This window comes from Tepidiforma sp. (assembly GCF_034433535.1).
Lineage (GTDB): Bacteria > Chloroflexota > Dehalococcoidia > Tepidiformales > Tepidiformaceae > Tepidiforma.
The window spans coordinates 1-25,553 of record NZ_DAOUAO010000224.1 but is presented as its reverse complement, the minus strand read 5'-3'; the positions used below and the strand labels follow the sequence as shown (position 1 = coordinate 25,553).

The window sequence follows — 25,553 nt, the reverse complement described above, 5'->3', positions numbered from 1 at the left end:
AGCGCCGCCGGCGCCCGCGTGCCACCATTGCCCCATGCCCGAGCTGCTCCCGGCGATCGCCATGCGGCGCGCGGGGCGCGCCTTCTCTCCTGAGCCGGTGCCGCCCGCATACGAGGACCTGCTCTGGGAGGCCGCGGCGCTCGCTCCCTCGCACGGGAATACGCAGCCGACTCGCGTGCTCATCGCCCGCTCCCCGGGCGTCCGCGAACGACTGGTCGCCGGCCTGAACGAAGGCAACCGGCACTGGGCGTCGAACGCGCCCCTCCTGTTCGCGCTGGCGGCCGACCCATCGCACGACATCGAGATCGCAGCGGCCGACGGCCGCCGCCGGGAGCTCTACCCCCTCCACGTAGGCATCGCGCTCGGGAACCTGATGGCCCAGGCGACCGCCCTTGGGCTCACGGCGCACCCGATGGCCGCCTTCGACGAAGCGGCCGTAAGGGCGGCATTCTCGGCACCGGAGTCGGTCCGCATCCTCGTCGTGGTGGCCTGCGGCTTCCCCGGCGACCCTGCCACCCTCCCGCCCGACCTCGCCGCCCGCGAGCAGGCCCCGCAGTGGCGGCTGCCGCGCGCGCACCGTGTGGCCGAGGACCGCTGGACCCCGGACCTCTCCGTCAGCGCCCGTGAGCTCCGCAAGCGACAGTCATGAGCGTCAGCCCGGAACCGCTGCCCCCGCTCCCTCGTTCCCGCCTCGGCATGGCGCCGCTCGATGTGGCGCGGGAATGCGCCCGGCTTGCCTGCAGCATCATCCGCGAAACCGCCGGCGCGGGAGTTGCCGCCGTCAAAGGGCGCGGCAACGTGGTGACCGAGACCGACTTCGCGGTCGAACGCGCCGTCTTCGACGTCCTCGGCCGTCACTACCCCGATCATGCCATCCTGAGCGAAGAGACCGCCTCGGCCGCCGATTCGGATGGCTGGCTGTGGGTGGTCGACCCCCTTGATGGCACCAAGAACTTCTCGCGGGGCATCCCCCACTTCGCCTTCACCATCGCCCTCTGCTTCCAGCACCGCCCGCTGGTCGCGCTGACCGCTCACCCGCTGCTCGGCGATGAGTTCACCGCCGTGGCGGGGCAGGGCTGCGCCCTCAACGGGCAGCCTGCCCGGGTGCGGCCGTGCCCGGCGATCGCCGACGCCGTCGTCGCGCTCGACCTCGGCTACGACGCCGACCGGGCCCGCCGTCAGCTGGAACTTGCCGCGCGCCTGTGGCCGGGCATGCAGTCGCTGCGCATCACCGGCTCCGCGGCCCTCGGTTTCGCCTACCTCGCCGCCGGCCGCTGGGACCTCTACGTGCACTCCGACCTCCAGCCCTGGGATGTCGCGGCGGGACTGGTGCTCGTCCGGGAAGCCGGCGGCGAGGTGCTCGACCGCTCGGGTCAGCCCGCGACGATTCGCTCCCGCGCGGTGGTCGCCGGCGGCATCCCGGTCCTCGAGGACTTTGGCCGGCTGGCGGCCGGGTCGGCCTGGGAGTAAAACTGGGCGCACATGAAGAATCCGGGGAGGGCGGCCTGATGACTCGCATTTACGACCTGGCAGACCAGTTCATCACGGAGCTCGCCGCCCTCGATCCTGTCGCGGCCACGATGATGGGCGTCCCCGGGCACGACGATCGCCTGACCGACTACTCGCCCGAGGGCGTCGCAGCACTGGCCGACGTACGCCGCCGGTACCGTCGCGACCTCGAGGCTGCGGCGCCAGAAGGCGACCGTGACCGGGTGGCGAAGGAATCGATGCTCGAATACCTCCAGCTCCGCGACGAGCTGGACGAGGCCCGCGAATACCTCCGCCTGAGCGGCTTCCGCAGCCCCGCCACCTCGGTGCGCATGGTCTTCGACCTCATGCCGCGGCAGTCGACCGAAGACTGGATGGTGGTCGCCCGCCGCATGGCGCAGGTACCTGAGGCGCTGCGGAGCTACCGCCGCACCCTCGAGGTGGCCATCGAACAGGGCGTGCCCAGCCCGCGGCGGCAAATCGCGGAGGCTGTCCGGCAGCTCTCCGTCTACGGCGGAGCATCCGGTCCGTCGTTCTTCCACGGGCTCGTCGATCAGGGCAGCGCAGCAGCCACCGACGAGGCGCTGCAGCGCGACCTCCGCGCCGCCGCGGATGCTGCCGCAGCCGCGTACCTCGACTTCGCCGCCTTCCTCGAGGCCGAGATGATGCCCCGGGCGGTCGACCGCGACGGGGTCGGGCCGGAGCGCTACCAGCTCTCCTCGCGCGCCTTCAACGGCGTCGAGCTCGACCTGCTCGAAACCTACCGCTGGGGCTGGGAGGAGCTGCACCGCATCGAGGCGGAGATGCGCGCGACCTGCGAGCGCATCCTGCCGGGCGCGACCATCGCCGAGACCCGGGAGTTCCTCGAATCCGACCCGGACCGCGCCATCGAGGGGGTCGACGCCTTCCGCCAGTGGATGCAGGACCTCCAGGACCGTACGATCGCGGAGCTCAACGGCCGACATTTCGATATCCCGGAACCCGTCCGCCGGATCGAAGCGATGATCGCGCCCCCCGGCGGTGCGCTGGCGATGTACTACACCGGCCCGTCCGAAGACTTTTCGCGCCCGGGCCGCACCTGGTACCCCACCGGCGGGAAGACCCGGTTCCCGCTCTGGGGCGAGGTCTCCATCGCCTACCACGAAGGGGTTCCAGGGCACCACCTCGAGCGGGCCAACGCGAAATACCTGGCGGGCCAGCTCTCCCGCTTCCAGCGCCTCCTCGGCGGCACGTCCGGGTATGTCGAGGGCTGGGCACTCTACGCCGAGCGGCTGATGGCCGAACTCGGCTACCTGGAGGTGCCCGACTACTACCTCGGCATGCTCAGGGCACAGGCGCTCCGCGCCGTGCGCGTCATCGTCGATCTCGGCATGCACCTGGAGCTGGAGATCCCGCGCGGCCAGGATTTTCACCCCGGTGAGACGTGGAACGCCGAACTCGGCCAGCAGTTCTGCAACGAGCGCTCCCAGTTCCCGCCTGACTTTATGCAAAGCGAAGTGATCCGCTATCTCGGGATGCCCGGACAGGCCATCAGCTACAAGGTCGGCGAGCGCTGCTGGCTCGAGGCCCGCGAGGCAGCGCGCAAGCGGCGCGGGCCAGCCTTCGACCCGAAGCAGTGGCACAGCGAAGCCCTCAACCTCGGACCCATGGGTCTCGCCCAGATGCAGAGCGAGCTGGCCGCCATCCCCTGAGGCTTTCACCGCCGCCCCGCCGGCCGTAGACTTCCGCCCCGTGAAAGCGGAAATCATCGCCATCGGCACCGAGATCCTGCTCGGGGAAATCATCGATACCAACAGCGCCTACATTGCCCAGCGTCTGCCGGAGCTCGGCATCGACCTGTACTACAAGTCGGTGGTCGGCGATAACCTCGGCCGCATCGTCGAGACCTTTGAGCGCGCCTGGTCCCGCTCCGACCTGATCATTTGCACCGGCGGCCTCGGCCCTACCGACGACGACCTGACACGCGAGGGCATCGCCCGGCTGCTCAACGAGGAGCCGTATGTCGACCCCGACCTGGAGCGGCGGCTGCGCCAGTGGTTCGAGAGCCGCGGCTATCCCATGCCGGCCTCGAATCTCAAGCAGGCGTGGCTCATCCCCAGCGCGCGCGCCATCGACAATCCCCGCGGCACGGCGCCCGGCTGGTGGGTCGAACGCGACGGCCGGGTGATCATCTGCATGCCCGGCGTGCCGCCGGAAATGGAGCGAATGTGGACCCACGAGGTCCAGCCGGAGCTCGAGCGCCGGTTCGCCGGGGAAGTGCTGGTGACGCGCACCCTGAAAACCGTGGGCATCGGCGAGGGCACGGTCGATGAGATGGCCCGGCCGCTGTACAGCACCCCCGGCGTCGGCATCGGCACCTACGCCCGCGCCGACGGCGTCCACCTGCGCATCGGCGCCAAGGGCCGCACCCGCGAGGAGGCCTGGGCGCGCATCCGCCCGGTTGAGGAGGAGCTCGAGCGCATCTTCGGCGATGCCATCTGGGGCCGCGACGATGACACGTTCGAAGGTCACATCGCCGACCTCATGCACCGGGCAGGCGCCACCCTCGCCGTGATGGAATCCTGCACAGGCGGCCTGCTCTCGAGCACGCTCACCGATGTGCCCGGCGCCAGTCATTACTTCGTCGCCGGCTTCGTGACCTACCAGACGGAGCAGAAGATCGCCCTTGGGGTGCCGGCGGAGGTCATCCTCGAGCACGGCGTGGTCTCCCAGGAGACCGCCCGCGCAATGGCGACAGCGGCGCGTGAGCGCGTCGGCGCCACGTACGGCGTCGGCGTCACCGGTGTCGCCGGGCCCGACCCACAGGACGGCGTACCGCCGGGGACGGTCCACATCGCCGTCGCCGCGCCCGACGGCGCAACCCACGTCCTCTCGACCTCCATGAACCAGGGTCGGCAGGCGGTCAAGCGTCGCGCGGTCACCACCGCGATGCTGCTCCTGCGGCGGGCCCTCCTCGGGCAGCTCAGGTAGCCCGGTTGCGCAGCAGCTCCTCGACCGCGTCGGTGGCTGAGCGAACCCGACGGATGTTCGGGCCCTCCAGCCAGCGGTTGCGGGGCCAATCCACGAGGTACACGCTCGGGATGAGCTCCGCGACCCACTGGGCGGTGAACGGGTCATCCTCGAAGTGGGCCACCGGTGCGATGTCGGCGATCACCCGCGCCTTGAACTGGGCCGATGTCTCGGAAGGGGCGGGCCGCATCCGCAGCGCAGGCACCCTCCCGAGGTACCGCCGGAACCAGGCCTCCGTCAGCGGGCGGGCGGCCTCGCCCCTGGCGGTCACCACGGTGCAGTCGAACCGTTCGCTGAGCGTGCGGAACGCCTCGAGGCTTCCCGGCATCGGTCGCCGCCCGAGGTAGCGCCACCGTTCGGTGAGCCAGAGCAGGCCGCCGCGTCCCGGCGCGTCCCGGCGTTTGCCCCTCCCGCTCCCGGGGTTGATGCCGAACGGCGGCCGGCAGAGGACCCCATCGAGGTCGAAGGTCAGCCGCGGTCGCTCCATCTGCCCCAGCCTAACCGTGCTGGCGCGTAGGTTCGCGCTTTGCCAACGTGAACCGGCGTATGGACCCTCTGACCGCCGCCGGGCTCGGCGCGGCAGCCTTCGCAGCCGGCGCCATCAACGCCGTCGCCGGTGGCGGGTCGCTCGTGAGCTTCCCCGCGCTCATCGCCGCGGGGTACGGCTCGAAGGCAGCGAACGTCACCAACACCGTCGCGCTCTGGCCCGGCTATGTCGGCGGCACCATCGGCTACCGCGGAGAGCTGCGCCGCCAGCGACGGCGGATCGCGGTTCTCTCGGTGCCCGCCGTGCTCGGCTCGCTGGCCGGGTCGGCGATCCTCCTCGCCACGCCCGAGGCAGCCTTCGACGCCATCGTGCCGTTCCTGATCCTGTTCGCCTGTGGCGTCATGGCCTTCCATGCGCCCCTCGCCGAATTCGCCCGGCGCCGGCGGCTGGCGGCCCGCGATGCCGCCCACCTGCCTGCCGGCCTGCTGGGCGCCGTTTTCGTGCTGGCCATCTACGGCGCCTACTTCGGCGGCGGGCTCGGCATTATCATGCTGGCCGTCCTCGCCATCCTCCTCCCCGATGACCTGCAGCATTCCAACGCACTCAAGGGACTGCTCTCCGCGGTCATCAACTTCGCCGCCGTCACGGCCTTCGTCCTCTTCGGGCCGGTGGAGTGGGCCGCCGCCGCGGTCATGGCTGGCGGCGCCCTCGCCGGCGGCTATCTGGGCGTGGGGCTGGCTCGCCGCCTCGGTCAGCGCTGGCTGCGGGTCGCGGTGATCACCTACGGCATCGTCGCTGCCGGGGTCCTGCTGGTCCGGTAGCGACCCGCCGCGGCCGTAACGGCCCGGCCTCTATAATCGGGACCACCCAACATCGAGGAGCGCCCCATGCTGTTTTCTGTCCGGCTCATCTCCCGGCAGCCGCACGACATGCCGCCCGAGCAGTGGCAGGCCATCGTTGCCGACCAGCTCCGCGCCGTCCGCTCGCAGTACGACCAGGGCAAGATCCGCGCCCTCTACCGCGAGGCCGGCGTCGGCGTCCTGGCCATCTACGATGTCGCAGATGCCCGGGAGATGGACCAGCTCATCGCCTCGCTCCCGATGGCCCGCTACTTCGTCGAGACCAGCGTCCACGCCCTTTGGGACATGGTCCCGTCCCTGCCCCCGGCCTGAGGTGGTCCATGACAACCCCCACCGTCACGCTTGAAGACTTCAAGGGCGCGCTCGGTTCGTGGGCCTCGGGGGTGACGGTCGTCACCACCGAACTCGATGGGCTCGTCTACGGCATCACCGTCTCGAGCTTTTCGTCCCTTTCCGTCGACCCGCTCCTTGTCCTTGTCAGCCTTGCCGATACCAACCAGCTGCCACGCCTCATTGAGCGCTCCGGGCGCTTCGCCATCAGCATCCTGGCCAGCGACCAGGCCCCGGTGTCGCAGTACTTCGCCATCTCCGGGCGCGAACCGGCACCGGCGTTCGACCCATCCATCGACGTCGAGCGATGGGTGACGGGCGCGCCACTGATCAAGGGCGCGCTCGCCCAGCTCGATTGCGAACTCCACGCTGCCCTGCCCGGCGGCGACCACACCATCACCATCGGCCGGGTCGTCGCCGCACGGTCCAACCCGGAGAAACAGCCGCTGATCTACTTCCGCCGCGGCTACCGATCACTTGCAGAGGGGTAGGCCATGGCCGTCAAGGTCGTCATCGAACGGCGCGTCCTCCCCGGGCGGGAGCGCCAGGTCCTCGAGCTGCTTCGCCAGCTGCGCATCCGCTGCCTGGATGAGCCCGGCTACATCTCGGGCGAAACCCTGCGCGATAGCGAGGACCCTCACAACATCGTGGTCGTCAGCACCTGGTTTGGCCTCGGCGACTGGAAGCGCTGGTCCCAATCGGCCGACCGCAAGGACTTCGAAACCCGCATCCGGCAGCACCTGGCGGCCCCCGAACGCGTCCGGGTTCTGCTTGAAGGGCTTTCGGAACAGCTTTCCGGGGCGTGATCTGCTCACCCGGTCAGCCGTAACTTTGCGCATTTCTGCACAAGCGGGGTAGTATCCCGTCGGAGGTTTGGCTGTGTCACCTGCGCTGGCATTCCTTGGTGTTTCGATCCTTGGCACGTGGGGCATCGCGAGCATCGGCCTCATCGCCGGCGGGATCATCATGCTCTTCTTCCCGGGCGACCCCGTGACCGCGAGCGACAACACGCTCGGCGGCATCGTCCTGCTCGTTGCTGGCCTCGTCTCCGGCGGCCTTATGCAGGTCGTGGTCTCGCCCCTGCTCGGGCTCGACGCCCCGGTCCCGGTCCGCGCAAAGGAGATTCGCCCCCACACGGCGATGACCCGCTGGGCAAAGGTCGGCCTGCTGCGCGATTTCCCCGAGGGCCTGCCGAAGGAGGTGCGCGCCCGTGCCCAGCGCATCGTCATTGTGCGCACCGGCGACCAGGTGCACGCCCTCACGGCACTCTGCTCGCACGCCCGCCTGCCGCTCGCCGGATTTCCGGGGTCGCCGATCCGCCCCGAGCCCATCAAGGACAACTGTGTGATGTGCCCCTTCCACGGCGCCCGCTTCGACGTCGCAAGCGGCAAGGTGGTGCGCCAGCCCTTCTCCAGCCAGTTCAACAACGAGCACCCCTTCCTCGGCGGCATCCAGTCGAAGCTCTTCAAGCTCCTGCGCTTCATCCCCATGCCCTACCAGGCGTTCCCTGTGCCGAAGTTCGCCCGCCCGACGCTCACCGCCGAAGACCTCCAGACCTACCCGGTGCGCATCGAAAACGGCGAGGTGTACGTCGGCCTCCCGCGCTGACAACCGCCGGCCCCTTCCCCGCCAGCCACTCCTCGGGCATGCTGCAGGGCATGCCCGATTTGCTTGCCTGGCGCTCCCGGTTCCCGATCCTCGCGAAGAAGACCTACCTGATTAACAACTCGCTCGGCGCGATGCCCGACTCGGTGCCGGCCGCGCTCGCCGAGTACACCGACCTCTGGGCGAGCGAAGGGGTCGTCGCTTGGGATACCTGGCTGCCCGAAGTTTCGGCCGTGGCCGGCATCCTCGAGGACATCATCGCCGCGCCTCGCGGCTCCATGACCATGTGCCAGAACGTCACCAACGCGCTGGCCGCCGTGCTCTCCTGCCTCGAGTACGAACCGCCGCGGAACCGCATCGTCTGCTGTGCGGGGGAATTCCCGACCGTCGAATACCTGCTCGACGGTGAGCGCCGGCTCGGTGCGGAGGTGGTCCGTATCGGCAGCGACCCGCTGGTGTTCCCCACCGAGCAATTCGTGGACGCCATCGACCACCACACCCTCCTGGTGCTTGTCTCGCACGTCCTGTTCCGAACGGCCGAACTGGTGGACCTGGCCCCGATCGTGGAGCGGGCGCGGCAATTCGGTGCGCTCGTCCTGGTCGACGCCTATCAGTCGATGGGCTCCATCCCCTTCAACGTGATGGACCTCGGGGTGGACTTCCTCGTCGGCGGCTCGGTGAAGTGGCTCTGCGGGGGACCCGGCGCGGGTTACCTGTTCGTGCGCCCGGACCTCGTCGACCGCCTCGAGCCGCGCCTCGCCGGCTGGTTCTCGCACGCCCGGCCCTTCGGCTTCGAACCGCCGCCCATCGTGTACGCCCCCGGCATCAGCCGCTTCACCGGCGGGACGCCGAACATGCCCGCCTACTACCAGGCGCGCGAAGGCTATCGCATCATCCGCGAGGTCGGGGTCTCCGCCATCCGCGAGAAGGCCATCCACCAGACACAGCTCCTGATCGAGGGCGCGCTCGCCCGCGGGTTTACCGTGAACACGCCGCTCGAGCCGGCTCGCCGCGGCAACCACGTGACGGTCGACCTGCCCCACGCGGAGCAGGTCAAGGACGAGCTGATTCGCCGCGGCTTCGTGGTCGATTTTCGCCCGGGGGCCGGCATCCGCATCGCCCCGCACTTCTACAACACCGACGACGAATGTCGCGCCATCCTCGAGGAGATGGAGACCATCGCCCGGGAGCTGCCGGCCGGCGGCTGAGGGGCGCCGGCCGGGTGGGCCGGCCGACTCAGGTGTACCGGAAGAAGCCGCGCCCGGTCTTCCTCCCGAGGTGGCCGAGCGACACCAGCCGGCGAAGCAGGGTCGGCGCCTTGAACCGCGGCTCCCCGTACTCCTCGAACATGCTCTCCGCGATCGCCTTCAGCGTATCCAGCCCGATGAGGTCGGCCGTTGCCAGCGGGCCCATGGCATGGTTCAGGCCAACCCGGCAGGCGAGGTCGATGTCCTCTGCCGAGGCCACGCCCGTTTGCAGCAGCTCGATGGCATCGAAGATGAACGGCACGAGCAGCCGATTGGCGATGAACCCGGGCGTATCTTTGACCTGCACGGTCACCCGGTCGAGCCGGCGGCAGAAGTCCAGCGCATCCTCCAGCGTCTCCTCGGTCGTGCTCGCGGTGGAAACGATTTCGACCAGCTTCAGCGCCCACGGCGGGTTGAAGAAGTGGAGGCCAATCACGCGCTCCGGCCGTCCGCTCGCGGCGGCCAGGTCGCTCAGCGGCAGCGAGCTGGTGTTGCTCGCCAGCAGCGCATCGGGTCGGCAGACCTCGCCCAGCCGCCGAAAGACGCGCGTCTTCACCTCGTGGTCCTCGACCACCGCCTCGATGACGGCTTCGACCCGGGCGACCGACCGCAAATCGTCGATGTCGTCGGAGCCGACCAGCCGATGAGCGGCCGCCTCGGCAGCCTCCGCGGAGATACGGCCCCGCTCCGCCTCCCGGGCCAGACGCTGGCGAATGCCGCTAATCGCCTGGTCGACCCGCTCGCGCGTCACGTCGACCAGCGTGACATCGAACCCGTGATAGGCGGCGACCTGCGCGATGCCGCTCCCCATGAGCCCGGCGCCGATGACTCCGACCTTCTCGATGCGCACCCGGATGCCCTCTTTCAGTCTATGAATCGATAGTTCGCAGCTATCATACGCGACCGCCTGTTCCTGTCACGAAACCGGCTGCAACGCAGTTCCCAGCTGGCCGGCCAACCGGGTATCATCCCGGGCCAACTACGACAGCATCGGCAGGAGCAGCATGGAAGCGGTTCGCTGGATCGAAGATCAGCCCTACAACCCCAAGGCGTCATTCTGGACCCGCGCCAACGTCGGCGAGGTACTTCCAGAACCCCCGAGCCCGGCAGGCTGGGACCTCGTCTTCGCCAATGGCGGCACCGTCGCCGGCTGGCGCGATTGCGCCGTCAACCGCCTCGGCGTCGGCGATGAGGAGCTCGACCCCGACCCCAACCGCTGTGACTTCATCGGGCTCATCGGCGGCTACGGCTACCTCAACGCCACCTGGATCCGCGTCTGGGGCGAGCGCACGCCCGGCATGTCCGCGGCGGCGATCGACGCGGCCTACTTCGGCGACCACCCCGATGTCCCGCCCTACGTGAAGGAGCCCTGGCACGAAAATCCCGCCACCACCGCGGTCATGGAAAAGTGGCTCGCCTGGGTGATGGGCGATATGGACCAGTCGGAGCTCGAAGCCGACCGCCAGCTCGCCTACGAAATCCGGCGCAGCCGCCCCAACCTCGCGGAACTCACGGACCGGCAGCTGCTCGAGCGGGCGATTAGCCTGCGGCCGATTTGCCGCCGCCTGTTCGACCAGCACATCAACCAGAGCGGCGCCTCCTCCATCGGCCCCGGGGCCATCGCGGCCATCTGCGCGGCCATCGGCCGGCCCGCCGATGCCATGCGGCTCATCGCCGGCCTCGGCGGGGTCGATTCGGCCGCGCCCTCCTACGCCATGTGGGACCTCAGCCGGATGGTGCGGAACTCACCGGCGCTCACCGCCCTGTTCGATGCCGGCCCCTCCGGCCTGATGGAGCGCCTCAAGGCTTCGGACGAGCCCGATGCGCGTGAATTCCTCGCGAAGTTCGATGAGTTCCTCGCCGAGTACGGTTCGCGCGGCCCCAACGAGTGGGACCTTATGGCCGAGACCTGGGAGACCAACCCCGATATCGCGCTCGCGGCCATCGACCGCATGCGCCTCGGGGACGACGACGCCTCGCCGCGCAACAAGAATGCGGCCCGCGTGGCCGAGCGCGAGAAGGTGCGGGCCGAGATCAGGGAGGCGCTCGCCGGCGACCCGGCGACCCTCGCCCAGTTCGATACCGCCATGAAGAGCGCCCTCACCTTCGTGCCCGGCCGCGAGCGCTCGAAGACAAACATCGTGCGCGTCATCGAGGAGTCGCGCGTCGCCATGCGCGAACTCGGCCAGCGGGCCGTGGAGCGCGGCCACATCGACCACCCGCGCGATATCTGCTTCCTCTTCCAGGATGAGCTCGAGGCCTATGTCGACGGGCGCCTCGAAGGCGTGCACGAGCTGGTTGAGGCCCGCAAACGCCATTACGACTGGCTCCAGTCGCTCGAGCCGCCCTTCATCATCAACGGCCCGCCGCCCGCGAACACGACCTGGAAGCGCAAGGCCGACCACACGGCAGCCAAGGCCGGCCCCGGCGATGTCATCCAGGGCCTTCCCGGCTGCCCGGGGAAAGCGCGCGGCACCGCCCGCGTCGTGCTCGACCCCCTCGACCCGACGGTGCTCGAACCCGGCGACATCCTCGTCGCGCCGATGACCGACCCGGCCTGGACGCCGCTGTTCGTGCCGGCTGCCGCCGTCGTGGTGGATGTCGGTGCGACCCTGAGCCACGCGATCATCGTCAGCCGCGAGCTCGGCATCCCCTGCGTCGTCTCGGCCACCGATGCCACCCGCCGCATCCCGGATGGCGCCACCATCGAGGTCGACGGCGACACCGGCGCGGTCACGGTGATCAGCCTTCCCTGAGCCACTCCCGGACAGGCCCGAAAGCTGGCAGACTACGGGCACCCTACACCGCGCGCGGCCGCTCCTGTCGGCTGCGGGCCTGTCCCGGAGGTTCCATGTCGATTCCCGAACAGAGTCTCATCACGGATGAGCACCGGGCCGCAATCGGCCGCAAGAGCGACCCTGTCACGGTCGTGATCCGCGAAGAGGACGCCCGGCGCATGCGCGACGTCCTCGGCGACACCGACCCTCGCTACGCCGACGGCACCGGCATCGCCCCGCCGTACGTCATTGCCATGCTCGGCGGCGGCCCGCGCCGCGGGATGCCCCAGGTGCTCCCCGGCGGTCTCCTGACCCAGCAGGAGTGGCGCTTCACCCGGCCGTTCCGCATCGGCGAGGAGCTCCAGGCCATCTCGCAGGTCTACGACATCCGCGACCGCCTCGGCGGGCGCTATGGTTACAGCGTCCTCGTTACCCAGGGCACGGACTACTACGACGCCGAGGGCAACCACGTAGCCGCCGCCATGATCACCATCACCCAGTTCGACCCGAAGATGGCCCAGGGGAGGAGCGACGAATGAGCCAGCGGTACTTCGAAGACGTCCAGGTCGATGAGGAGCTCGAGCCGCTGGAGCGCGTGCCGACCACCGACATGGCCATCGATTTCTTCGGGCGCGACAACCCGACGAACCCCGCCTTCGCCGACGCCGAGGCAGGCAAGCGGCTCGGGGTTGGCGGTGCGCTCGTGCCCGGCCTGCTGAAGCTCGCCTGGATCACGCAATACGTGAGCAACTGGGCCGGCACGGAGGGCCAGGTGCGCAGCGTCCGCGCCGCCTACCGCCGGCCCGATGTGGCCGACCGCCCGCTGGTGCTGGCCGGCCGCGTGGTGGAGAAGCGCGTGGAGGATGGCGCCCACCTCGTCGAGCTGGAAGTGGTCACCCTCGCTGAGGGGCAGCCGAGCACGCGGGCGAACGTCCAGGTCCAGCTGCCGTCCCGCTCCTAGCCGCCTTCCCGCAGCGGCTTGCGCCGTTCTGCTACGCTGGTAGTTGCGTTAGCAACCACAGGAGGCGCGCATGCCCGCTGTCACCGTCGATAACCTCCTCGCCCTACCCCGGCTGGCGCGGCTGCCCGGTGGCGGGCGCGTCCGGCCGGTGGCCGGGGTCGTCACCGCCCGGGTCTCGCTCGAGGGTGAGGGCTTCCAGGTCAGGCGCCCCTTCCCGGGGCCGGAACTGGCCATCGCCGATCCCTTCCTCCTGCTCGACCACATCGGCGCGGTGGAGTACGCCCCCGGTGAGGCAAAAGGCGCACCCTGGCACCCCCACAGGGGCTTCGAGACGGTCACCTACATGATCGACGGCGCGCTCGAGCATCACGATTCCACCGGGGGCGGCGGCTACATCGCCGACGGCGCTACCCAGTGGATGACCGCCGGTGCCGGAATACTCCACGATGAGGTGCCCCCGGCCTGGCTGGTGCAGAAGGGCGGCCTGTTCCACGGGGTGCAGCTCTGGGTGAACCTGCCGGCAGCCTTGAAGTGGACGCCGCCCCGCTACCAGGACATCGGCGCAAAGGCGGTGACCCTGCTCGCCGCCTTCGACGGCGGCGCGCTGGTGCGCCTGATTGCCGGCGAGCTGGACGGCCACCGCGGTCCCGGGGTCACCCACACCCCGATCGCCTACGCCCACGCCACCATCTACGCGGGCAGCCGGCTGGAGCTCGCCTGGCCGCGCCACTTCAACGCCCTGGTCTATGCCCTGGCCGGCCGCGGCCGGGCGGGCGAAGAGCGGCGGCCGTTCGGCGAAGGCCAGCTGGTGGCCTTCGGCAACGGTGACGGCGTCGTCATCGAAGCCGAGCCGGTGCAGGACTCCCGCGCTCCCGCGCTGGAGGTGCTCCTCCTCGGGGGTCAGCCCATCCGCGAGCCGGTCGTCTTCCACGGACCGTTCGTGATGAACACCCGGCAGGAGATCTTCCAGGCGATCCGCGATTACCACGCCGGGCGCATGGGCCAAATCCCGCCCACCCGCTTCGACTTCTCGCGGCTCCACGGCGACCGCGGCCCGGCCATCGACCACGAGACCGGCCCGGATGAGGAGAAGGCAGGGGGCGCGTAAGATAGCCACCCGTGGCCCGTCCGCTTGATGGTCTGCGCGTCATCGAATTCGGCACGTTTGTCAGTGCGCCGTACTGCGGCAAGCTGTTCGCCGGCTACGGGGCCGAGGTCATCAAGGTCGAGCCACCCGGCGGCGATATCGCCCGTGCGCATGGCCCGTTCCCCGGGGGCGAACCCAACCCTGAAGCGAGCGCGCTGTTCCTCTACCTCAACACCGGCAAGAAGTCGGTGGTGCTCGACCCCCGGGACCCGGCAGACCGCGAGACGCTGCTCGACCTCGCTGCCACGGCGGACGTGTTCATCGACAACTACCGCCCGGCCGACCTCCGCGCGCTCGGGCTGGATTACCCCACGCTCGCAGCCCGCAACCCGCGCCTGGTGATGATTTCGATTACGCCGTTCGGGCAGACCGGCCCCTACGCCGACTACCGAGCCAACAACCTCATCGCCTTTGCCATGGGCGGGCAGATGTACATCACCGGCACGCTGGAGGGCGGCCCGCTCAAGAACGGCGGCTACCAGGCCGACTACCAGGGCGGCCTCAACGGGTTTTCGGCGGGGATGCTGGCCGTGCTGGCCGCCGAGCGCGACGGAATCGGCCAGCACGTGGATGTCTCCATCCAGCGCTGCATGGCGCCCATCCTCGAGGCGTCCATCCCCTACTACTGCTACCTCGGGCAGTGGAACGGCATCCGCCGCGGCAATCACATGGCCAGCTTCATCGGCATCTACCCGTGCGCCGATGGGCACATCGGCATCCACCTGATGCCGCGCAACTGGCAGCCCTTCCTCGAGGTCATCGGCCGGCCCGACCTCGGCGAGGACCCGCGCTTTGCCACCCAGGCCGACCGCGTCCAGCACAACGACGAGCTGATGGCCGAGCTCTACGCCTGGGCAGCGACCGAGACCAAGCACGACCTCTATCGCCGCGCCGGTGCCGGCCGGGCCCCGATCGCCTTCGTGCATACCATGCAGGACCTGCTCGAAAGCCCCCAGCTGAACGCCCGCGGCTTCCTCCAGCGCATCGACCACCCCGTTGCCGGCGAAGCGGTCTACCCCGGTCCCCCGTGGTGGATGGGCCCGGGCGACTGGTCCGCCGGGCGGGCCCCGCTCCTCGGTGAGCACACCGACGAGATGCTCGGGAGGCTGCCCCGATGACGCCCCGCGAACGGGTGGCCCGTGCCGCCGCCTTCTTCGAAACCTGCGACGACCTCGCCCTGCTCTACCGCCTGACCGGCGAGGCCGCGCCGCGCGCCCGCAAGTACGTCACCGCCCTGCTGGCGAAAGGCACCGAGGAGGAGATCCCGCCGCCTGCCGACCTGCGCCCCGCGCGCGAGGCGGCGACCCGCGAGGAAGCCATCGCCACCTTCCAAAAGACAGACGATTTCGCCCTCTTCCAGGTGCTCGCCCGCGCCATCGGCCGCCGCATCGAGGCGCTCGAAATCACCGCCAGCGCCGAGTTCCCGCCCGGCGCCCGCGTGCTCGTCCCAAGGCGCTCGTCGTACCCTGCCGGGCAGCCGGAGCTCCCGGGGGTCGTTGAGTCGACCGGGACGCAGCTGACGGTCGCCCTCGACAACGGCGAAACATGGCAGGGCCCGCCGAGCCTTGCCCGACTGGAGCGCTCCGCATGACGATGCCGCTGTCCGGCGTCCGGGTGGTCGACCTTACCATGGTCTGGGCGGGCCCGATGGGCACCCGTCTGCTGGGCGACTACGGCGCCGAGGTCATCAAGGTCGAAGCTCCCCGCCAGTGGGACCTCCTGCGGGCCCTCGGGCTCATCCCCCGGGACATCCCTCGCTGGTACAACCGCTCGGCCTACTTCAACCACAACAACCGTAACAAGTACGCCATCGCGCTCGACCTGCGGCACCCCGCGGGCCGTGAACTGTTGCTCCGGCTCTGCGCCATCAGCGACGTCCTGGTCGAAAACTTCCGCTCCGACGTCATGGACAACCTTGACCTCGGTTACGACGCGGTCGCCGCCGTCAACCCCAACTTGATTTATGTCTCCATGCCCGGACACGGGAAATCGGGGCCCGAGAAGGATTATGTCGCGTATGGCTCGAACGTCGAACAGCTGGCCGGGCTGGTCTCGATTTCGGGCTACGAAGACGGCGAACCGATGAAGACCGGTTTCAGCTACGGCGACCCCATGGGCGGGACCGCGCTCGTCGGTGCAGTCGCACTCGCCCTGCGAAAGCGGCGGCTGACCGGACGGAGCATGTACGTCGAGCTTGCCCAGCGCGAAAACCTCACCATGTTCGTGGGCGAACACCTCGTCGGCTACAGCCTCACCGGCGAGCTGCCGAAGCCCATGGGCAACCGTCACCCCCACCTCGCCCCGCACAACGTGTACCGCTGTGCGGGTGACGACCGCTGGGTGGCAATCGCCTGCGAAACCGACGAGCAGTTTCGCGCGCTCTGCACGGTCATCCGTCAGCCCGGCCTCGCCGAAGACCCGCGGTTCGCGACCAGGGAAGCCCGCAAGCGGCACGAGCACGAACTCGACCCGTTCATCGAAGCCTGGACCTCCCAGCGCGGCCACCACGAGGCGATGCACCTGCTCCAGCGCGCCGGCGTGCCCGCCGGGGCCGTCCTCACAACGCCGGAACTGGTCGCGGACCCGCATCTCCGCGCCACCGGGGCCTGGGTCGAACATACCCATCCCGATGCGGGCACCTGGGAGATGGAGTCGCCGCCGTGGGTGCTTTCCCGCACGCCGGGCCACATCCGCCTGCCGGCGCCCGGGTTCGCCGAACACAACGACTACGTGTTCCGGCACCTCCTCGGGCTCGATGATGCGCGCATCGAGCAGCTGAGGCGCGAGGGCGTGACCGCCGATGTCCCGGACGAATCGCTCCACCGCTAAAGCGGGACGCTTCGGCAGCTACAGGGCCAGCAGCACCAGCGGGACCGCCACGATCGCGCCCAGGAACACCGCGAGGTTGCGCTGCCGGCTGGTGACCAGGTGCGCAACCGCAAGGATTGCCCGCGAGTACGGGCCGTAGGCGACGGTGAGGATGACCAGCGACACCACCGCTACCGAGACCATCTCCGTTAGCACCACGGTGAACGCCGTGGCCCCGCCAAGGATGAGCGCACCCGCCAGCGTGTCGACGAAGGTGGTGATATTCGCGCCCATCACGTACGGGAGCACCTGGTCGCGCTTGAGGTAGCCTTTCAGGCTGAGCGGCACCAGCAGCGTCAGCGAGATCGAAACGCTCATCGTGAGCGAGGTGACCGCCCCGCCGATGAGGAACATCACCCAGCGCGAACGGACGCCCCTCAGCGCTGCCTCGAACCGCCCTGACCCTGCCTCGAGCCGCGGGAGCGAGCGATCGAACACGCCAAACGCGCCGAGGAGGATGCCGACCCCCGACACGAACAGGAGCCATGCCGGCAGCGCGCCATCCAGCCACCTGACGGTATCGCCGAACAGCGCATCGACCCAGTCCAGCATCGCTGGCGGCGGCGCGAACTGCAGCCCATCGAGCACGCCGAAGTGCAGGATCGCCAGCCCGACGAAGATCGCTGGGCCCTGGGTGGTGAACGTGGTGAGCAGGGCGATCACGCCGATGGCGATACCGTCGGGGTTCCGGCGCCGGGCAAGGTAGAGTACGTAGCCGACCGCCAGCACGATGAACGACGCCCCCAGCCGGGAGCCGCCCACCACGCCGAACGCCTCGGTTTCGGTCAGCACGCCGCCTGCCAGCAGGGTGACGCCGATGGCGGCCACCGGCGAGCCGCTCATCGCCGCGTACGCCAGCAGCCAGCCGAAGCCGACGGCATTGGCGGGCCCGGCGATGCTCAGCCCATCGAGCAGCGGGACGAGCGCGCGGGCGCCCTGCTTGAGCACCTGCAGGCCAAGGATGAAGAGGAGAATTCCCGCCGCCGCGGTTGCCCCGCGGACCACGGCCGCCCCAGCCTGCCGCGGCAGCCCGGGATGTGCGGCGTCCGTGCGCTCGCCCTCTGCCAGCGGCGGGTTGACGGCTTCCCCCTCTCCCCCCGCCGGGCTCACCGGGAAGCCCCCGCAGCGCCCGACTCGATGCCGCGAATCATCCCGGCCGCGACCGTGTTGCGGCTTGCGGGGTCGATCAGGATAAAGGCCCCGGTTTCGCGGCAGGTCCCGTAGAGGTCGGCCATCACCGGCTCGGCCAGCCGCAGGGTGACCCTGCCGATGTCGTTCAGCCGCAGCTCCCCGGGTTCAGGCAGGCGGACCAGCCGATGGATGTCCAGGCGGTCATCGAGGGACGCCACCACCGCCTTGACCCGGCGGGTGGTGTGCTTGAGCAGCACCTGCTGGCCCGGGCGGAGCGTGGCGCTATCGCTCATCCAGCAGAGGTCGGCGGTCAGCTGCCGGGCCGCCTGGAGGGCATCATTTGCAGCGACCAGCATCGCGCCCCTGCCGGCATCGACCTCGTCGGCCAGCCGGAGCACGACCGCGTCGCCCGCCTGCGCCGCCGCCAGCGATTCGCGGTAGCGGTCGATGTGGGTCACCGCGGTCTCGATGCCGTGCGGAAGCACCCGCACCCGCTGGCCGGCGCGCACGCTGCCCGCGGCAACGGTGCCCGCGTAGCCCCGGTAGTCCGGGTGCGCGGGCGAATTCGCACGGATGACGTACTGGACAGGGAAGCGGAACGCGGCCGACCGCGCCGGGTTCGGCACCGGCACCGCCTCGAGGAACTCAAGGAGCGTGGGGCCCGGGAACCACGAAAGCTCGGGCGCCCGGTGGACGAGGTTCGCGCCCGTCAGCGCCGAGAGGGGAAGCACGGTGACGTCATCGATGCCGACCGACGCCGCAACCTCCCCGTACTCCGCCTCCACCTCCCGGAAGCGCTCTTCCGACCAGCCGACGAGGTCCATCTTGTTCACGCAGACGACCACGTGGTGGATGCCCAGCAGCGCGGCCAGCGCCGAGTGGCGGCGGGTCTGTTCGACCACACCCTTGCGCGCATCGACCAGGATGAGCGCAAGGTGGGCCGTCGATGCGCCGGTCACCATGTTGCGCGTGTACTGCACGTGCCCCGGCGAGTCCGCGATGATGAACTTTCGCTTCGGGGTGGCGAAGTAGCGGTAGGCAACGTCGATGGTGATGCCCTGCTCCCGTTCGGCGCGGAGGCCGTCGGTCAGCAGCGCGAGGTTGATTTCGTCCAGCCCCTGCGCGGCGCTCGCCCGTTCGATGCTCGCCAGGGTGTCCTCGAACACCTGCCGCGTGTCGTAGAGCAGGCGGCCGATGAGCGTGCTCTTGCCGTCGTCCACCGAGCCGGCGGTGACAAATCGCAGCAGGTCCATCAGAAGTACCCCTCGCGCTTGCGGTCTTCCATCGCGGCCTCGGAGAACTGGTCGTCGGCCCGGCTTGCTCCGCGCTCCGTCACCCGGGCGGTCGCCACCTCCGCGATGATCGCCTCCACCGTCCGCGCCTCCGAGCGCACAGCGGCCGTGCAGGTCATGTCGCCCACGGTTCGGTAGCGGACGGTGGCCGTGAAGCTCCGCTCGTGCGGCAGCTGCGGGAGGTAGGGGCTGACCGCCATCAGCATGCCGTCGCGCTCGAACACCTCCCGCTCATGGGCGAAGTAGATTGAGGGGATATCGAGCCGCTCCCGCGCGATGTAGCGCCAGACATCGAGCTCCGTCCAGTTCGAAAGCGGGAACACGCGCATGTGCTCGCCCCGCTGGTGCAGCCCGTTGTACAGGTTCCACAGCTCCGGGCGCTGGTTGCGCGGGTCCCACTGGCCGAACTCGTCCCGGAACGAGAAGACCCGCTCCTTGGCGCGCGCCTTCTCTTCATCGCGCCGGGCCCCGCCGATGGCGGCATCGAACTGGTGCCGGGCGATGGCCGCTAGGAGCACCGGCGTCTGCAGGCGGTTCCGCGAGGCCCGCGGCCCGCGCTCCTCCTGCACCCAGCCTTCATCGATGGCATCCTGGACCGAGGCGACGACCAGCCGCGCCCCCAGCTCCGCAATCCGCCGGTCGCGAAATTCGATGACCTCGGGGAAGTTGTGCCCCGTATCGACGTGCATCACCGCGAACGGGAACCGCGCCGGCCAGAAGGCCTTCTCCGCGAGGCGCAGCAGCACAATCGAATCCTTGCCGCCGGAAAACAGCAGCGCCGGCCGCTCAAACTCCGCGGCAACCTCGCGCATGATGAAGATGGATTCCGCCTCGAGCAGGTCGAGGCCCGGGTCGTGGGCGGCTGGCAGCAGCTCCGCTGCGGTCATCGCGCACCCTCCGCCGCGATCGCCGGCAGCAGCCCGAGCTGCTCGAGCTTCGCAACAATCTCGGCCACGCAGGCCTTAATTGGGGTCTCCGACGTGTCCAGCCGCAGCTCCGGGTTCAGCGGCGGCTCGTACGGGTCGTCGATGCCGGTGAAACCGGGGCGCCGGCCCGCCCGCGCCTCGGCATACAGGCCCTTCACGTCCCGCGCCTCGCACACCTCCAGGGGCGTCGAAAGGTGCACCTCGATGAAGGCGCTGCCATCCCGCTCGACCATCGCCCGCACGGCGTCGCGGGTCTCCCGGTAGGGCGAGATGGCTGCCGTCACCACGCCCACGCCGTTGCGCGCGAGGAGGTTCGCCACATACCCGATGCGGAGGATGTTCGTGTCGCGGTCCTCGCGGCTGAACCCGAGGCCCTTCGACAGGTGCAGGCGCACCTCGTCGCCGTCGAGCACCTCGACCCGCCGGCCCCGGCGGATGAGCTCGGGCACGAGCGCCGCCGTCAGCGTCGACTTGCCGGCGCCCGAGAGCCCGGTAAACCACACCACAAAACCCTGCGCTCCAGTCACAACCGTACTCCCATCTGAAATCCCCGGTGAGCGACCAGCCCGGTCCGTCACGGGGTATGGAGGCCGCATTCGTCCTTTTCGAATCCCTGCCAGCGCCCGGCGCGGCCCTGCACGCCGGGGACCGTGCAGTTGTAACAGCCAATGCTCGTGTAGCCGCGGTCGAGCAGCGGGTTGTACGGGATGTCGTGGGCCGCGATGTAGGCCCAGGTCTGCTTCTCAGTCCAGTTCGCCAGCGGGTTGATCTTCACCACGCCGAACTTCGCCGCCCACGAGACGATCGGCGTACTCGCGCGCCCTTCCGACTGGTCCCGTCGCAGCCCGCTGATCCAGGCGCTGCGGCCCTCGAGCGCCCGGCGATTCGGCTCAACCTTGCGCAGCTCGCAGCAGAGGTCGGGGTCGCGCATCCAGAGCGCCGCCCCGTACTGGCGCGCCTGTTCCTCGTGCGAAAGCTTCGAGCGGTACACCTGCACATTCGTCAGGCCGAGCGCAGGCACGGCGCGCCGAATGGTCTCGTACGTCTCTTCGAACAGGTAGTCCGTATCGAGGACGAAGACGTGCACGTCCGGCTTGAGCTTCGCCACCATGTGCAGGATCGCCATGCCGCTCGCGCCGCCGAAGCTGGCGCCTACCGAAAGCCCGTCACCGAAGGTCTCGACCGCCCATCGCACGATCTGCTCGGGCTCCTCCCGCTCGAACTGCTCGTTGAGGGCGGCGATCTCGGCATCGCTCAGGGTCTGCACTGCGGTCATGGCGAGCCTCTTTGCTGATGAACTGGATCAACTTTATCCAGTTCATCCCTTGCCGGCAAGTCAGTAAGTTGATAGAGTCAGTTAAGTTCGCAGCCAGCCGGAACCAGCCCGGCGCGAAAGAGGGTGCCGCCATGCCAGACGCCGAGACCATCGTCTATACGAACGAGCCGGGGAAGGTCCTGCCCGTCCTCCAGGCCGAACTGGAGGATTTCCAGACCGAGGCGACTCGCTTCCTCAACGGCGAATGGGATGAAGCGCAGTTCATCGGCTTCCGCCTCAAGCAGGGCGTTTACGGTCAGCGGCAGCCGAACGTCCAGATGATCCGCGTCAAGCTTCCCTTTGGCGGCGTCACCCCCGAGCAGATGGAAGCCTTCGCCGAGGTGGCCGAAAAGTACGCGCCGCTCCGCAAGGGCCACATCACCACCCGCCAGAACATCCAGTTCCACCACATCCCGTTGCAGAAAGCTGCCGAGGCGCTCTTCGTTCTCGGCCGTGCCGGGCTCTCCACCCGTGAGGCCTGCGGGAACACCGTCCGCAACGTCACCGGCGACCCCTGGGCCGGCATCCAGGAAGGCGAAGCCTTCGACCCCACGCCCTACGCCGGCGCCTTTGCGCGCCGCTGGCTGCGCAACCCGCTGACGCAGCTGCTGCCGCGCAAGTTCAAGGTCGCCTTCACCGCCACCGACGCCGATACGGCCATCACCGGCATCCACGACCTCGGCTTCATCCCGCGCATCAAGGACGGCCACAAGGGCTTCAAGATGGTGGTCGGCGGCGGTCTCAGCACCATGCCGCGCAAGGCGCCGGTCCTCTACGAATTCGTGTCCGTCGATGAGTACCTGAAGGTCTCGGAGGCGGTCCTCCGCATCTTCAACGCTGCCGATGAGCTGCGGAAGAACCGCGCCAAGGCGCGCATCAAGTTCCTCGTCGACCGCGTCGGTATCGACGAATTCCGCCGCATGGTCGAAGCCGAGCTGCAGGGCGACTGGGCGAAGGAGGGTGGCTTCCGGCCCGACCCCCTCCTCTTCGTGCACGACGAGGAGGCCAACGCCCCCGCCCGGCGGCCGCACTACCGGCAGCCCAACGGCGACCACCGCGAATTTACCGCCTTCGTGGCCGCGAATGTCCGCGCGCAGAAGCAGCAGGGATTCAGCGCCGTCGAAGTCAAGGTGGCCCGCGGCGACCTCCGTCCCGAGCAGTTCCGCGGCCTCGCCGCCATCATGCGCGAATACACCGGCGGCTACGCCCGCACCACCATCGGCCAGAACATCGTCCTGCGCTGGGTTCGCGATGAGAGCCTCTACGAGGTATTCCAGCGGCTCAAGGAGCTCGGCCTCGCCGACATCGGCGCCCAGACCATCACCGACGTGGTCAGCTGCCCCGGCACCGATAGCTGCAAGCTTGGCATTACGTCATCCATGGGCCTCAACCAGGCCATTCAGCAGCGCGTCGAGGAGCTCAACATCACCGACCCGCTCACGAAGAAGATCCACATCAAGATGAGCGGCTGCCCGAACAGCTGCGGCCAGCACCACATCGCCACCATCGGCTTCCACGGGGCAGCGATGAAGGTGGGCCAGCACCAGCTGCCGGCCTACCACGTCTTCCTCGGCGGTTCCTACGACAACGGCGAGCTTCGCATGGCCCAGCAGCTGAAGGTGCGGCTGCCCGCGAAGCGCGGCCCCGACGCGGTCGAGCGCTTCATCCGCCTCTACGAAGCCGAACGCCAGCCCGGCGAAACCTTCAACGCCTTCTTCGACCGCGTGGGGCCTCGCCCCTTCGAGCAGGCCATCGAGGACCTCTGCATCCCCGGGGAGTTCTCCGAAGACAACCGGACGCTCTTCATCGACTGGAACCGGCTCGACCTGTACCAGCTCCAGCGCGGCGAGGGCGAGTGCGCCGTCTGACGGTGCTCAACCCTCCCGGAGGTTCCGCCAGGATACTTCGAAGCTGAGCCCGCCGGCCGCCTCCGCCTCGAGCAGGGCACGCCGCTGTAGCTCCTCCGGCAGGCGGGCGAGGTAGAGCGATGGGTTCGCGCTGACCTCGCGGGCGAACCGCTCATGCCGCACGATGATGCCGCAGAAGGCATCGAAGATCGCCGGGCGGTCCAGGTAGTTCTCGAAGACGAAGAGTCCCAGGTCCCCCAGCGCCTCCTCATCCCCTTCCGCCGCCAGCCGATCGTAGAGGTCGCCGAGCCAGTCTGCCGTGGTTTCCCATTCGGTTGCCGCGCTTGCGCAACCGCGCGCTTCCATCGCCTCCAGGGCGGCCATCAGCACCACCAGGAACGTCGGCAGCCGCCGGGCCGCGTACCCCTCCCGCGCCAGTTCGGCCCAGCGAGCATCGTCGCTGCAGGTGCCTTCGGCCGCCAGCACGGGCATCGCCCCGGCCAGTTCGTTCGCCTCGGCGTCAGGCAGCGTCCGAATCCAGTCGCGCACGATGGCCGGGTCAACGGCTCCGAGATCGATCACTGAAAGCGCCGCGAGCCTGCGGTCGGGCGGACCGTCCTGCACCTCGGCGATGAGTTCGGGTGTCGAGAGCCGGCGCATGGCGCCCTCGTGCTCCTGCCACCCGGCGTACTGCGGGGGAAGCCGTCGCTCCATCACCACGAGGATACGACCAGAAGCGCCCGGCGCACCTCCGGAAGTCTCCCGATGCTAGACTGGTTGACCATGGAACTTCCTCCGTTCCGGCGTCACCGGCGGCTGCGCACCAGCGAGGGCCTGCGCGCGCTCGTGCGGGAGACCGAGCTGACCCCGGCCCACCTCGTCCATCCGCTCTTCATCGAAGCCGGCCTCTCCGGCCGCAGCCCCATCCCGTCGATGCCCGGCCAGGACCGCCTCGGTCTCGACGCCGTCGCTGCTGAAGCCCGCGAGCTGGAGCGGCTGGGCATCGGCGGGGTGATGCTCTTCGGTCTGCCAGCGAGCAAGGACGAACGCGGGTCGGGGGCCTACGCCCCGGACGGGATCGTGCAGCAGGCCGCTGCCCGCATCCGCGACGCCGCCCCCGGGCTCGTCATCTTCGGCGATGTCTGCCTGTGCGAATACACCAGCCACGGCCACTGCGGCGTCCTCGGCCCGGGGGGCACGGTCGACAACGATGCGAGCCTCGCCCTGCTCGCCGAGACGGCCGTCTCACTTGCGCGGGCGGGCTGCCACGTCATCGCCCCCAGCGACATGATGGACGGGCGGGTCGCCGCCATCCGGGCGGCCCTCGATGCCGGCGGCCTGACCGAGGTCCCGATCCTCTCGTACGCGGCCAAGTTCGCCAGCGCCTTCTACGGACCCTTCCGCGAAGCGGCCGACAGCGCTCCCCAGTTCGGTGACCGCCGCGGCTACCAGATGGACCCGGCCAACACCCGCATGGCGCTCGACGAAGTCCTCGCGGATATCGACCAGGGCGCCGATATGGTCATGGTGAAACCCGCGCTGCCCTATCTCGACCTCATCCGCCAGGTCCGCGACCGGGTCAACGTTCCGGTGGCCGCCTACAACGTGAGCGGGGAGTACAGCATGCTGATGGCCGCCGTGGCCAACGGCTGGCTCGATGAAGCGCGCGCGGTCGATGAGACGCTCACCAGCATCCGCCGCGCCGGGGCCGACATCATCATCACCTACCACGCGAAAAGCTGGGCTGCCCGTCGCTGACGGCCGGCCGGGGCCGCTTTTTCTCGACCCTGACGGCGCACACCTTGTATTCCGGGATGCGCGACGCCTCGTCGTAGGCGTTGTTGGTCAGGAAATTGGCGGCGCTCTCCTGCAGCCGAACGAACGGCACGAAGACGCTCCCCCGGCGCACGGCATCGCTCACCACGGCCCGGCCACGCAGGCGGCCCCGCCGTGAGGCGACCACCACGTCTCCGCCATCCTCGACCCCGTATGTCGCTGCGTCATCCGGGTGGATGACCACCGGCACCTCCGGCATCTGCTCCACGAGCGCGGCCACCCGTCGGGTGATGGTGCCGCCGTGCCAGTGGTAGAGCACCCTGCCGGTGTTGAGCACCAGCGGGTAATCGGCATCGGGCAGTTCGGCCGCCCGTTCAGGCTGGCGTACCGACACGAATCTGCCCAACCCCCGGGGGAACGATTCGGCGTACAGGTAGGGCGTCCCCGGGTGGTCGGGAGCCGGGCACGGCCACTGGATGCCGCCCTC

28 protein-coding genes are annotated in these 25,553 nt (G+C 69.4%); 19 read left to right on the top strand and 9 right to left on the bottom strand.

Annotated features, from left to right (window positions below; all coding sequences use genetic code 11):
- Positions 1–34 precede the first annotated feature (34 nt).
- From VAE46_RS11785 to VAE46_RS11770, 4 genes are read left to right on the top strand one after another with little or no spacing between them, the layout of a single operon-like run.
- Positions 35–649: a nitroreductase family protein gene (locus tag VAE46_RS11785; protein ID WP_322797134.1), complete on the top strand. Its 615-nt coding sequence runs from the start codon at positions 35–37 to the stop codon at positions 647–649.
- Positions 646–1,470: an inositol monophosphatase family protein gene (locus VAE46_RS11780; protein ID WP_322797133.1), complete on the top strand. Its 825-nt coding sequence runs from the start codon at positions 646–648 to the stop codon at positions 1,468–1,470. The genes VAE46_RS11785 and VAE46_RS11780 overlap by 4 nt, the downstream gene beginning before the upstream one ends.
- A 38-nt stretch (positions 1,471–1,508) precedes the next feature.
- The gene (locus tag VAE46_RS11775; protein ID WP_322797132.1) at positions 1,509–3,179 is read left to right on the top strand and encodes a DUF885 domain-containing protein; all 1,671 of its coding nucleotides are present in this window, start codon (positions 1,509–1,511) and stop codon (positions 3,177–3,179) included.
- 40 nt (positions 3,180–3,219) lie between these two features.
- Positions 3,220–4,458 (top strand): competence/damage-inducible protein A, encoded by a 1,239-nt coding sequence (locus VAE46_RS11770; RefSeq protein ID WP_322797131.1) that lies wholly within the window; start codon positions 3,220–3,222, stop codon positions 4,456–4,458.
- Here the strand turns inward: VAE46_RS11770 and VAE46_RS11765 are convergent.
- A complete protein-coding gene (locus VAE46_RS11765) occupies positions 4,451–4,984 on the bottom strand; it encodes a hypothetical protein (protein WP_322797130.1) in 534 nt (177 codons plus the stop codon). The two genes, VAE46_RS11770 and VAE46_RS11765, sit on opposite strands and share 8 nt — an antisense overlap.
- Before the next feature lie 59 nt (positions 4,985–5,043).
- Here VAE46_RS11765 and VAE46_RS11760 point away from each other — a divergent pair, with 59 nt between their 5' ends.
- From VAE46_RS11760 to VAE46_RS11735, 6 genes are all read left to right on the top strand, one after another.
- Complete coding sequence (locus VAE46_RS11760) at positions 5,044–5,805, top strand: sulfite exporter TauE/SafE family protein (protein WP_322797129.1); 762 nt, start codon at positions 5,044–5,046, stop codon at positions 5,803–5,805.
- Between the two features lie 66 nt (positions 5,806–5,871).
- Positions 5,872–6,156 carry a muconolactone Delta-isomerase family protein gene (locus VAE46_RS11755; RefSeq protein ID WP_322797128.1) on the top strand — a complete coding sequence of 95 codons (285 nt, stop codon included), beginning with the start codon at positions 5,872–5,874 and terminating at the stop codon, positions 6,154–6,156.
- A gap of 8 nt (positions 6,157–6,164) precedes the next feature.
- The gene (locus tag VAE46_RS11750) at positions 6,165–6,665 is read left to right on the top strand and encodes a flavin reductase family protein (RefSeq protein WP_322797127.1); all 501 of its coding nucleotides are present in this window, start codon (positions 6,165–6,167) and stop codon (positions 6,663–6,665) included.
- Between the two features lie 3 nt (positions 6,666–6,668).
- A complete protein-coding gene (locus tag VAE46_RS11745) occupies positions 6,669–6,980 on the top strand; it encodes an antibiotic biosynthesis monooxygenase family protein (RefSeq protein WP_322797126.1) in 312 nt (103 codons plus the stop codon).
- Positions 6,981–7,053: 73 nt separating this feature from the next.
- The gene (locus VAE46_RS11740; protein WP_322797125.1) at positions 7,054–7,782 is read left to right on the top strand and encodes a Rieske (2Fe-2S) protein; all 729 of its coding nucleotides are present in this window, start codon (positions 7,054–7,056) and stop codon (positions 7,780–7,782) included.
- A 50-nt stretch (positions 7,783–7,832) separates the two neighbouring features.
- The gene (locus tag VAE46_RS11735; protein WP_322797124.1) at positions 7,833–8,987 is read left to right on the top strand and encodes an aminotransferase class V-fold PLP-dependent enzyme; all 1,155 of its coding nucleotides are present in this window, start codon (positions 7,833–7,835) and stop codon (positions 8,985–8,987) included.
- A gap of 28 nt (positions 8,988–9,015) precedes the next feature.
- Here VAE46_RS11735 and VAE46_RS11730 read toward each other — a convergent pair whose 3' ends face one another.
- The gene (locus VAE46_RS11730; protein ID WP_322797123.1) at positions 9,016–9,876 is read right to left on the bottom strand and encodes a 3-hydroxyacyl-CoA dehydrogenase family protein; all 861 of its coding nucleotides are present in this window, start codon (positions 9,874–9,876) and stop codon (positions 9,016–9,018) included.
- A gap of 154 nt (positions 9,877–10,030) precedes the next feature.
- Here VAE46_RS11730 and VAE46_RS11725 point away from each other — a divergent pair, with 154 nt between their 5' ends.
- The 7 genes from VAE46_RS11725 to VAE46_RS11695 all read left to right on the top strand — a co-directional run bounded on the left by VAE46_RS11725 (position 10,031) and on the right by VAE46_RS11695 (position 16,740).
- Positions 10,031–11,782 carry a PEP-utilizing enzyme gene (locus VAE46_RS11725; RefSeq protein ID WP_322797122.1) on the top strand — a complete coding sequence of 584 codons (1,752 nt, stop codon included), beginning with the start codon at positions 10,031–10,033 and terminating at the stop codon, positions 11,780–11,782.
- Positions 11,783–11,877: 95 nt separating this feature from the next.
- Positions 11,878–12,342 carry an FAS1-like dehydratase domain-containing protein gene (locus VAE46_RS11720; RefSeq protein WP_322797121.1) on the top strand — a complete coding sequence of 155 codons (465 nt, stop codon included), beginning with the start codon at positions 11,878–11,880 and terminating at the stop codon, positions 12,340–12,342.
- Positions 12,339–12,764, top strand: a complete 426-nt coding sequence (locus VAE46_RS11715; RefSeq protein WP_322797120.1) for a hypothetical protein — start codon at positions 12,339–12,341, stop codon at positions 12,762–12,764. The genes VAE46_RS11720 and VAE46_RS11715 overlap by 4 nt, the downstream gene beginning before the upstream one ends.
- Positions 12,765–12,834: 70 nt before the next feature.
- Positions 12,835–13,872 (top strand): pirin family protein, encoded by a 1,038-nt coding sequence (locus VAE46_RS11710; RefSeq protein ID WP_322797119.1) that lies wholly within the window; start codon positions 12,835–12,837, stop codon positions 13,870–13,872.
- Positions 13,873–13,883: 11 nt separating this feature from the next.
- A complete protein-coding gene (locus VAE46_RS11705; RefSeq protein WP_322797118.1) occupies positions 13,884–15,029 on the top strand; it encodes a CoA transferase in 1,146 nt (381 codons plus the stop codon).
- Entirely contained in the window at positions 15,026–15,502 is a 477-nt protein-coding gene (locus tag VAE46_RS11700; RefSeq protein ID WP_322797117.1) for a hypothetical protein, read from the top strand. The genes VAE46_RS11705 and VAE46_RS11700 overlap by 4 nt, the downstream gene beginning before the upstream one ends.
- Positions 15,499–16,740 carry a CoA transferase gene (locus tag VAE46_RS11695; RefSeq protein WP_322797116.1) on the top strand — a complete coding sequence of 414 codons (1,242 nt, stop codon included), beginning with the start codon at positions 15,499–15,501 and terminating at the stop codon, positions 16,738–16,740. The genes VAE46_RS11700 and VAE46_RS11695 overlap by 4 nt, the downstream gene beginning before the upstream one ends.
- An 18-nt stretch (positions 16,741–16,758) precedes the next feature.
- Here the strand turns inward: VAE46_RS11695 and VAE46_RS11690 are convergent, their stop codons facing one another.
- The 5 genes from VAE46_RS11690 to VAE46_RS11670 are packed head-to-tail and all read right to left on the bottom strand — an operon-like array spanning position 16,759 to position 21,404.
- Positions 16,759–17,889, bottom strand: a complete 1,131-nt coding sequence (locus VAE46_RS11690) for a hypothetical protein (RefSeq protein WP_322797115.1) — start codon at positions 17,887–17,889, stop codon at positions 16,759–16,761.
- A complete protein-coding gene (locus VAE46_RS11685; RefSeq protein ID WP_322797114.1) occupies positions 17,886–19,163 on the bottom strand; it encodes a sulfate adenylyltransferase subunit 1 in 1,278 nt (425 codons plus the stop codon). Before VAE46_RS11685 ends, VAE46_RS11690 begins: the two co-directional genes overlap by 4 nt.
- Positions 19,163–20,089 (bottom strand): sulfate adenylyltransferase subunit CysD, encoded by a 927-nt coding sequence (cysD, locus tag VAE46_RS11680; protein WP_322797113.1) that lies wholly within the window; start codon positions 20,087–20,089, stop codon positions 19,163–19,165. Before cysD ends, VAE46_RS11685 begins: the two co-directional genes overlap by 1 nt.
- Positions 20,086–20,655, bottom strand: a complete 570-nt coding sequence (gene cysC, locus VAE46_RS11675; RefSeq protein ID WP_322797112.1) for an adenylyl-sulfate kinase — start codon at positions 20,653–20,655, stop codon at positions 20,086–20,088. Before cysC ends, cysD begins: the two co-directional genes overlap by 4 nt.
- 47 nt (positions 20,656–20,702) lie before the next feature.
- The gene (locus VAE46_RS11670; RefSeq protein WP_322797111.1) at positions 20,703–21,404 is read right to left on the bottom strand and encodes a phosphoadenylyl-sulfate reductase; all 702 of its coding nucleotides are present in this window, start codon (positions 21,402–21,404) and stop codon (positions 20,703–20,705) included.
- Between the two features lie 131 nt (positions 21,405–21,535).
- On the opposite strand from VAE46_RS11670, the gene VAE46_RS11665 reads away from it, so the two are divergent.
- On the top strand, positions 21,536–23,311 hold the full coding sequence (locus VAE46_RS11665) for a nitrite/sulfite reductase (protein WP_322797110.1): 1,776 nt from the start codon (positions 21,536–21,538) through the stop codon (positions 23,309–23,311).
- A 6-nt stretch (positions 23,312–23,317) separates the two neighbouring features.
- Here VAE46_RS11665 and VAE46_RS11660 read toward each other — a convergent pair whose 3' ends face one another.
- Positions 23,318–24,004, bottom strand: coding sequence for a hypothetical protein (locus tag VAE46_RS11660; protein ID WP_322797109.1), 687 nt, complete (start codon positions 24,002–24,004; stop codon positions 23,318–23,320).
- 69 nt (positions 24,005–24,073) lie between these two features.
- Here VAE46_RS11660 and hemB point away from each other — a divergent pair, with 69 nt between their 5' ends.
- On the top strand, positions 24,074–25,048 hold the full coding sequence (hemB, locus tag VAE46_RS11655; RefSeq protein ID WP_322797108.1) for a porphobilinogen synthase: 975 nt from the start codon (positions 24,074–24,076) through the stop codon (positions 25,046–25,048).
- Here hemB and VAE46_RS11650 read toward each other — a convergent pair.
- Positions 25,011–25,553, bottom strand: a 543-nt coding sequence (locus VAE46_RS11650; protein WP_322797107.1) for a molybdopterin oxidoreductase family protein, incomplete at its 5' end; no start/stop codon positions are given. The two genes, hemB and VAE46_RS11650, sit on opposite strands and share 38 nt — an antisense overlap.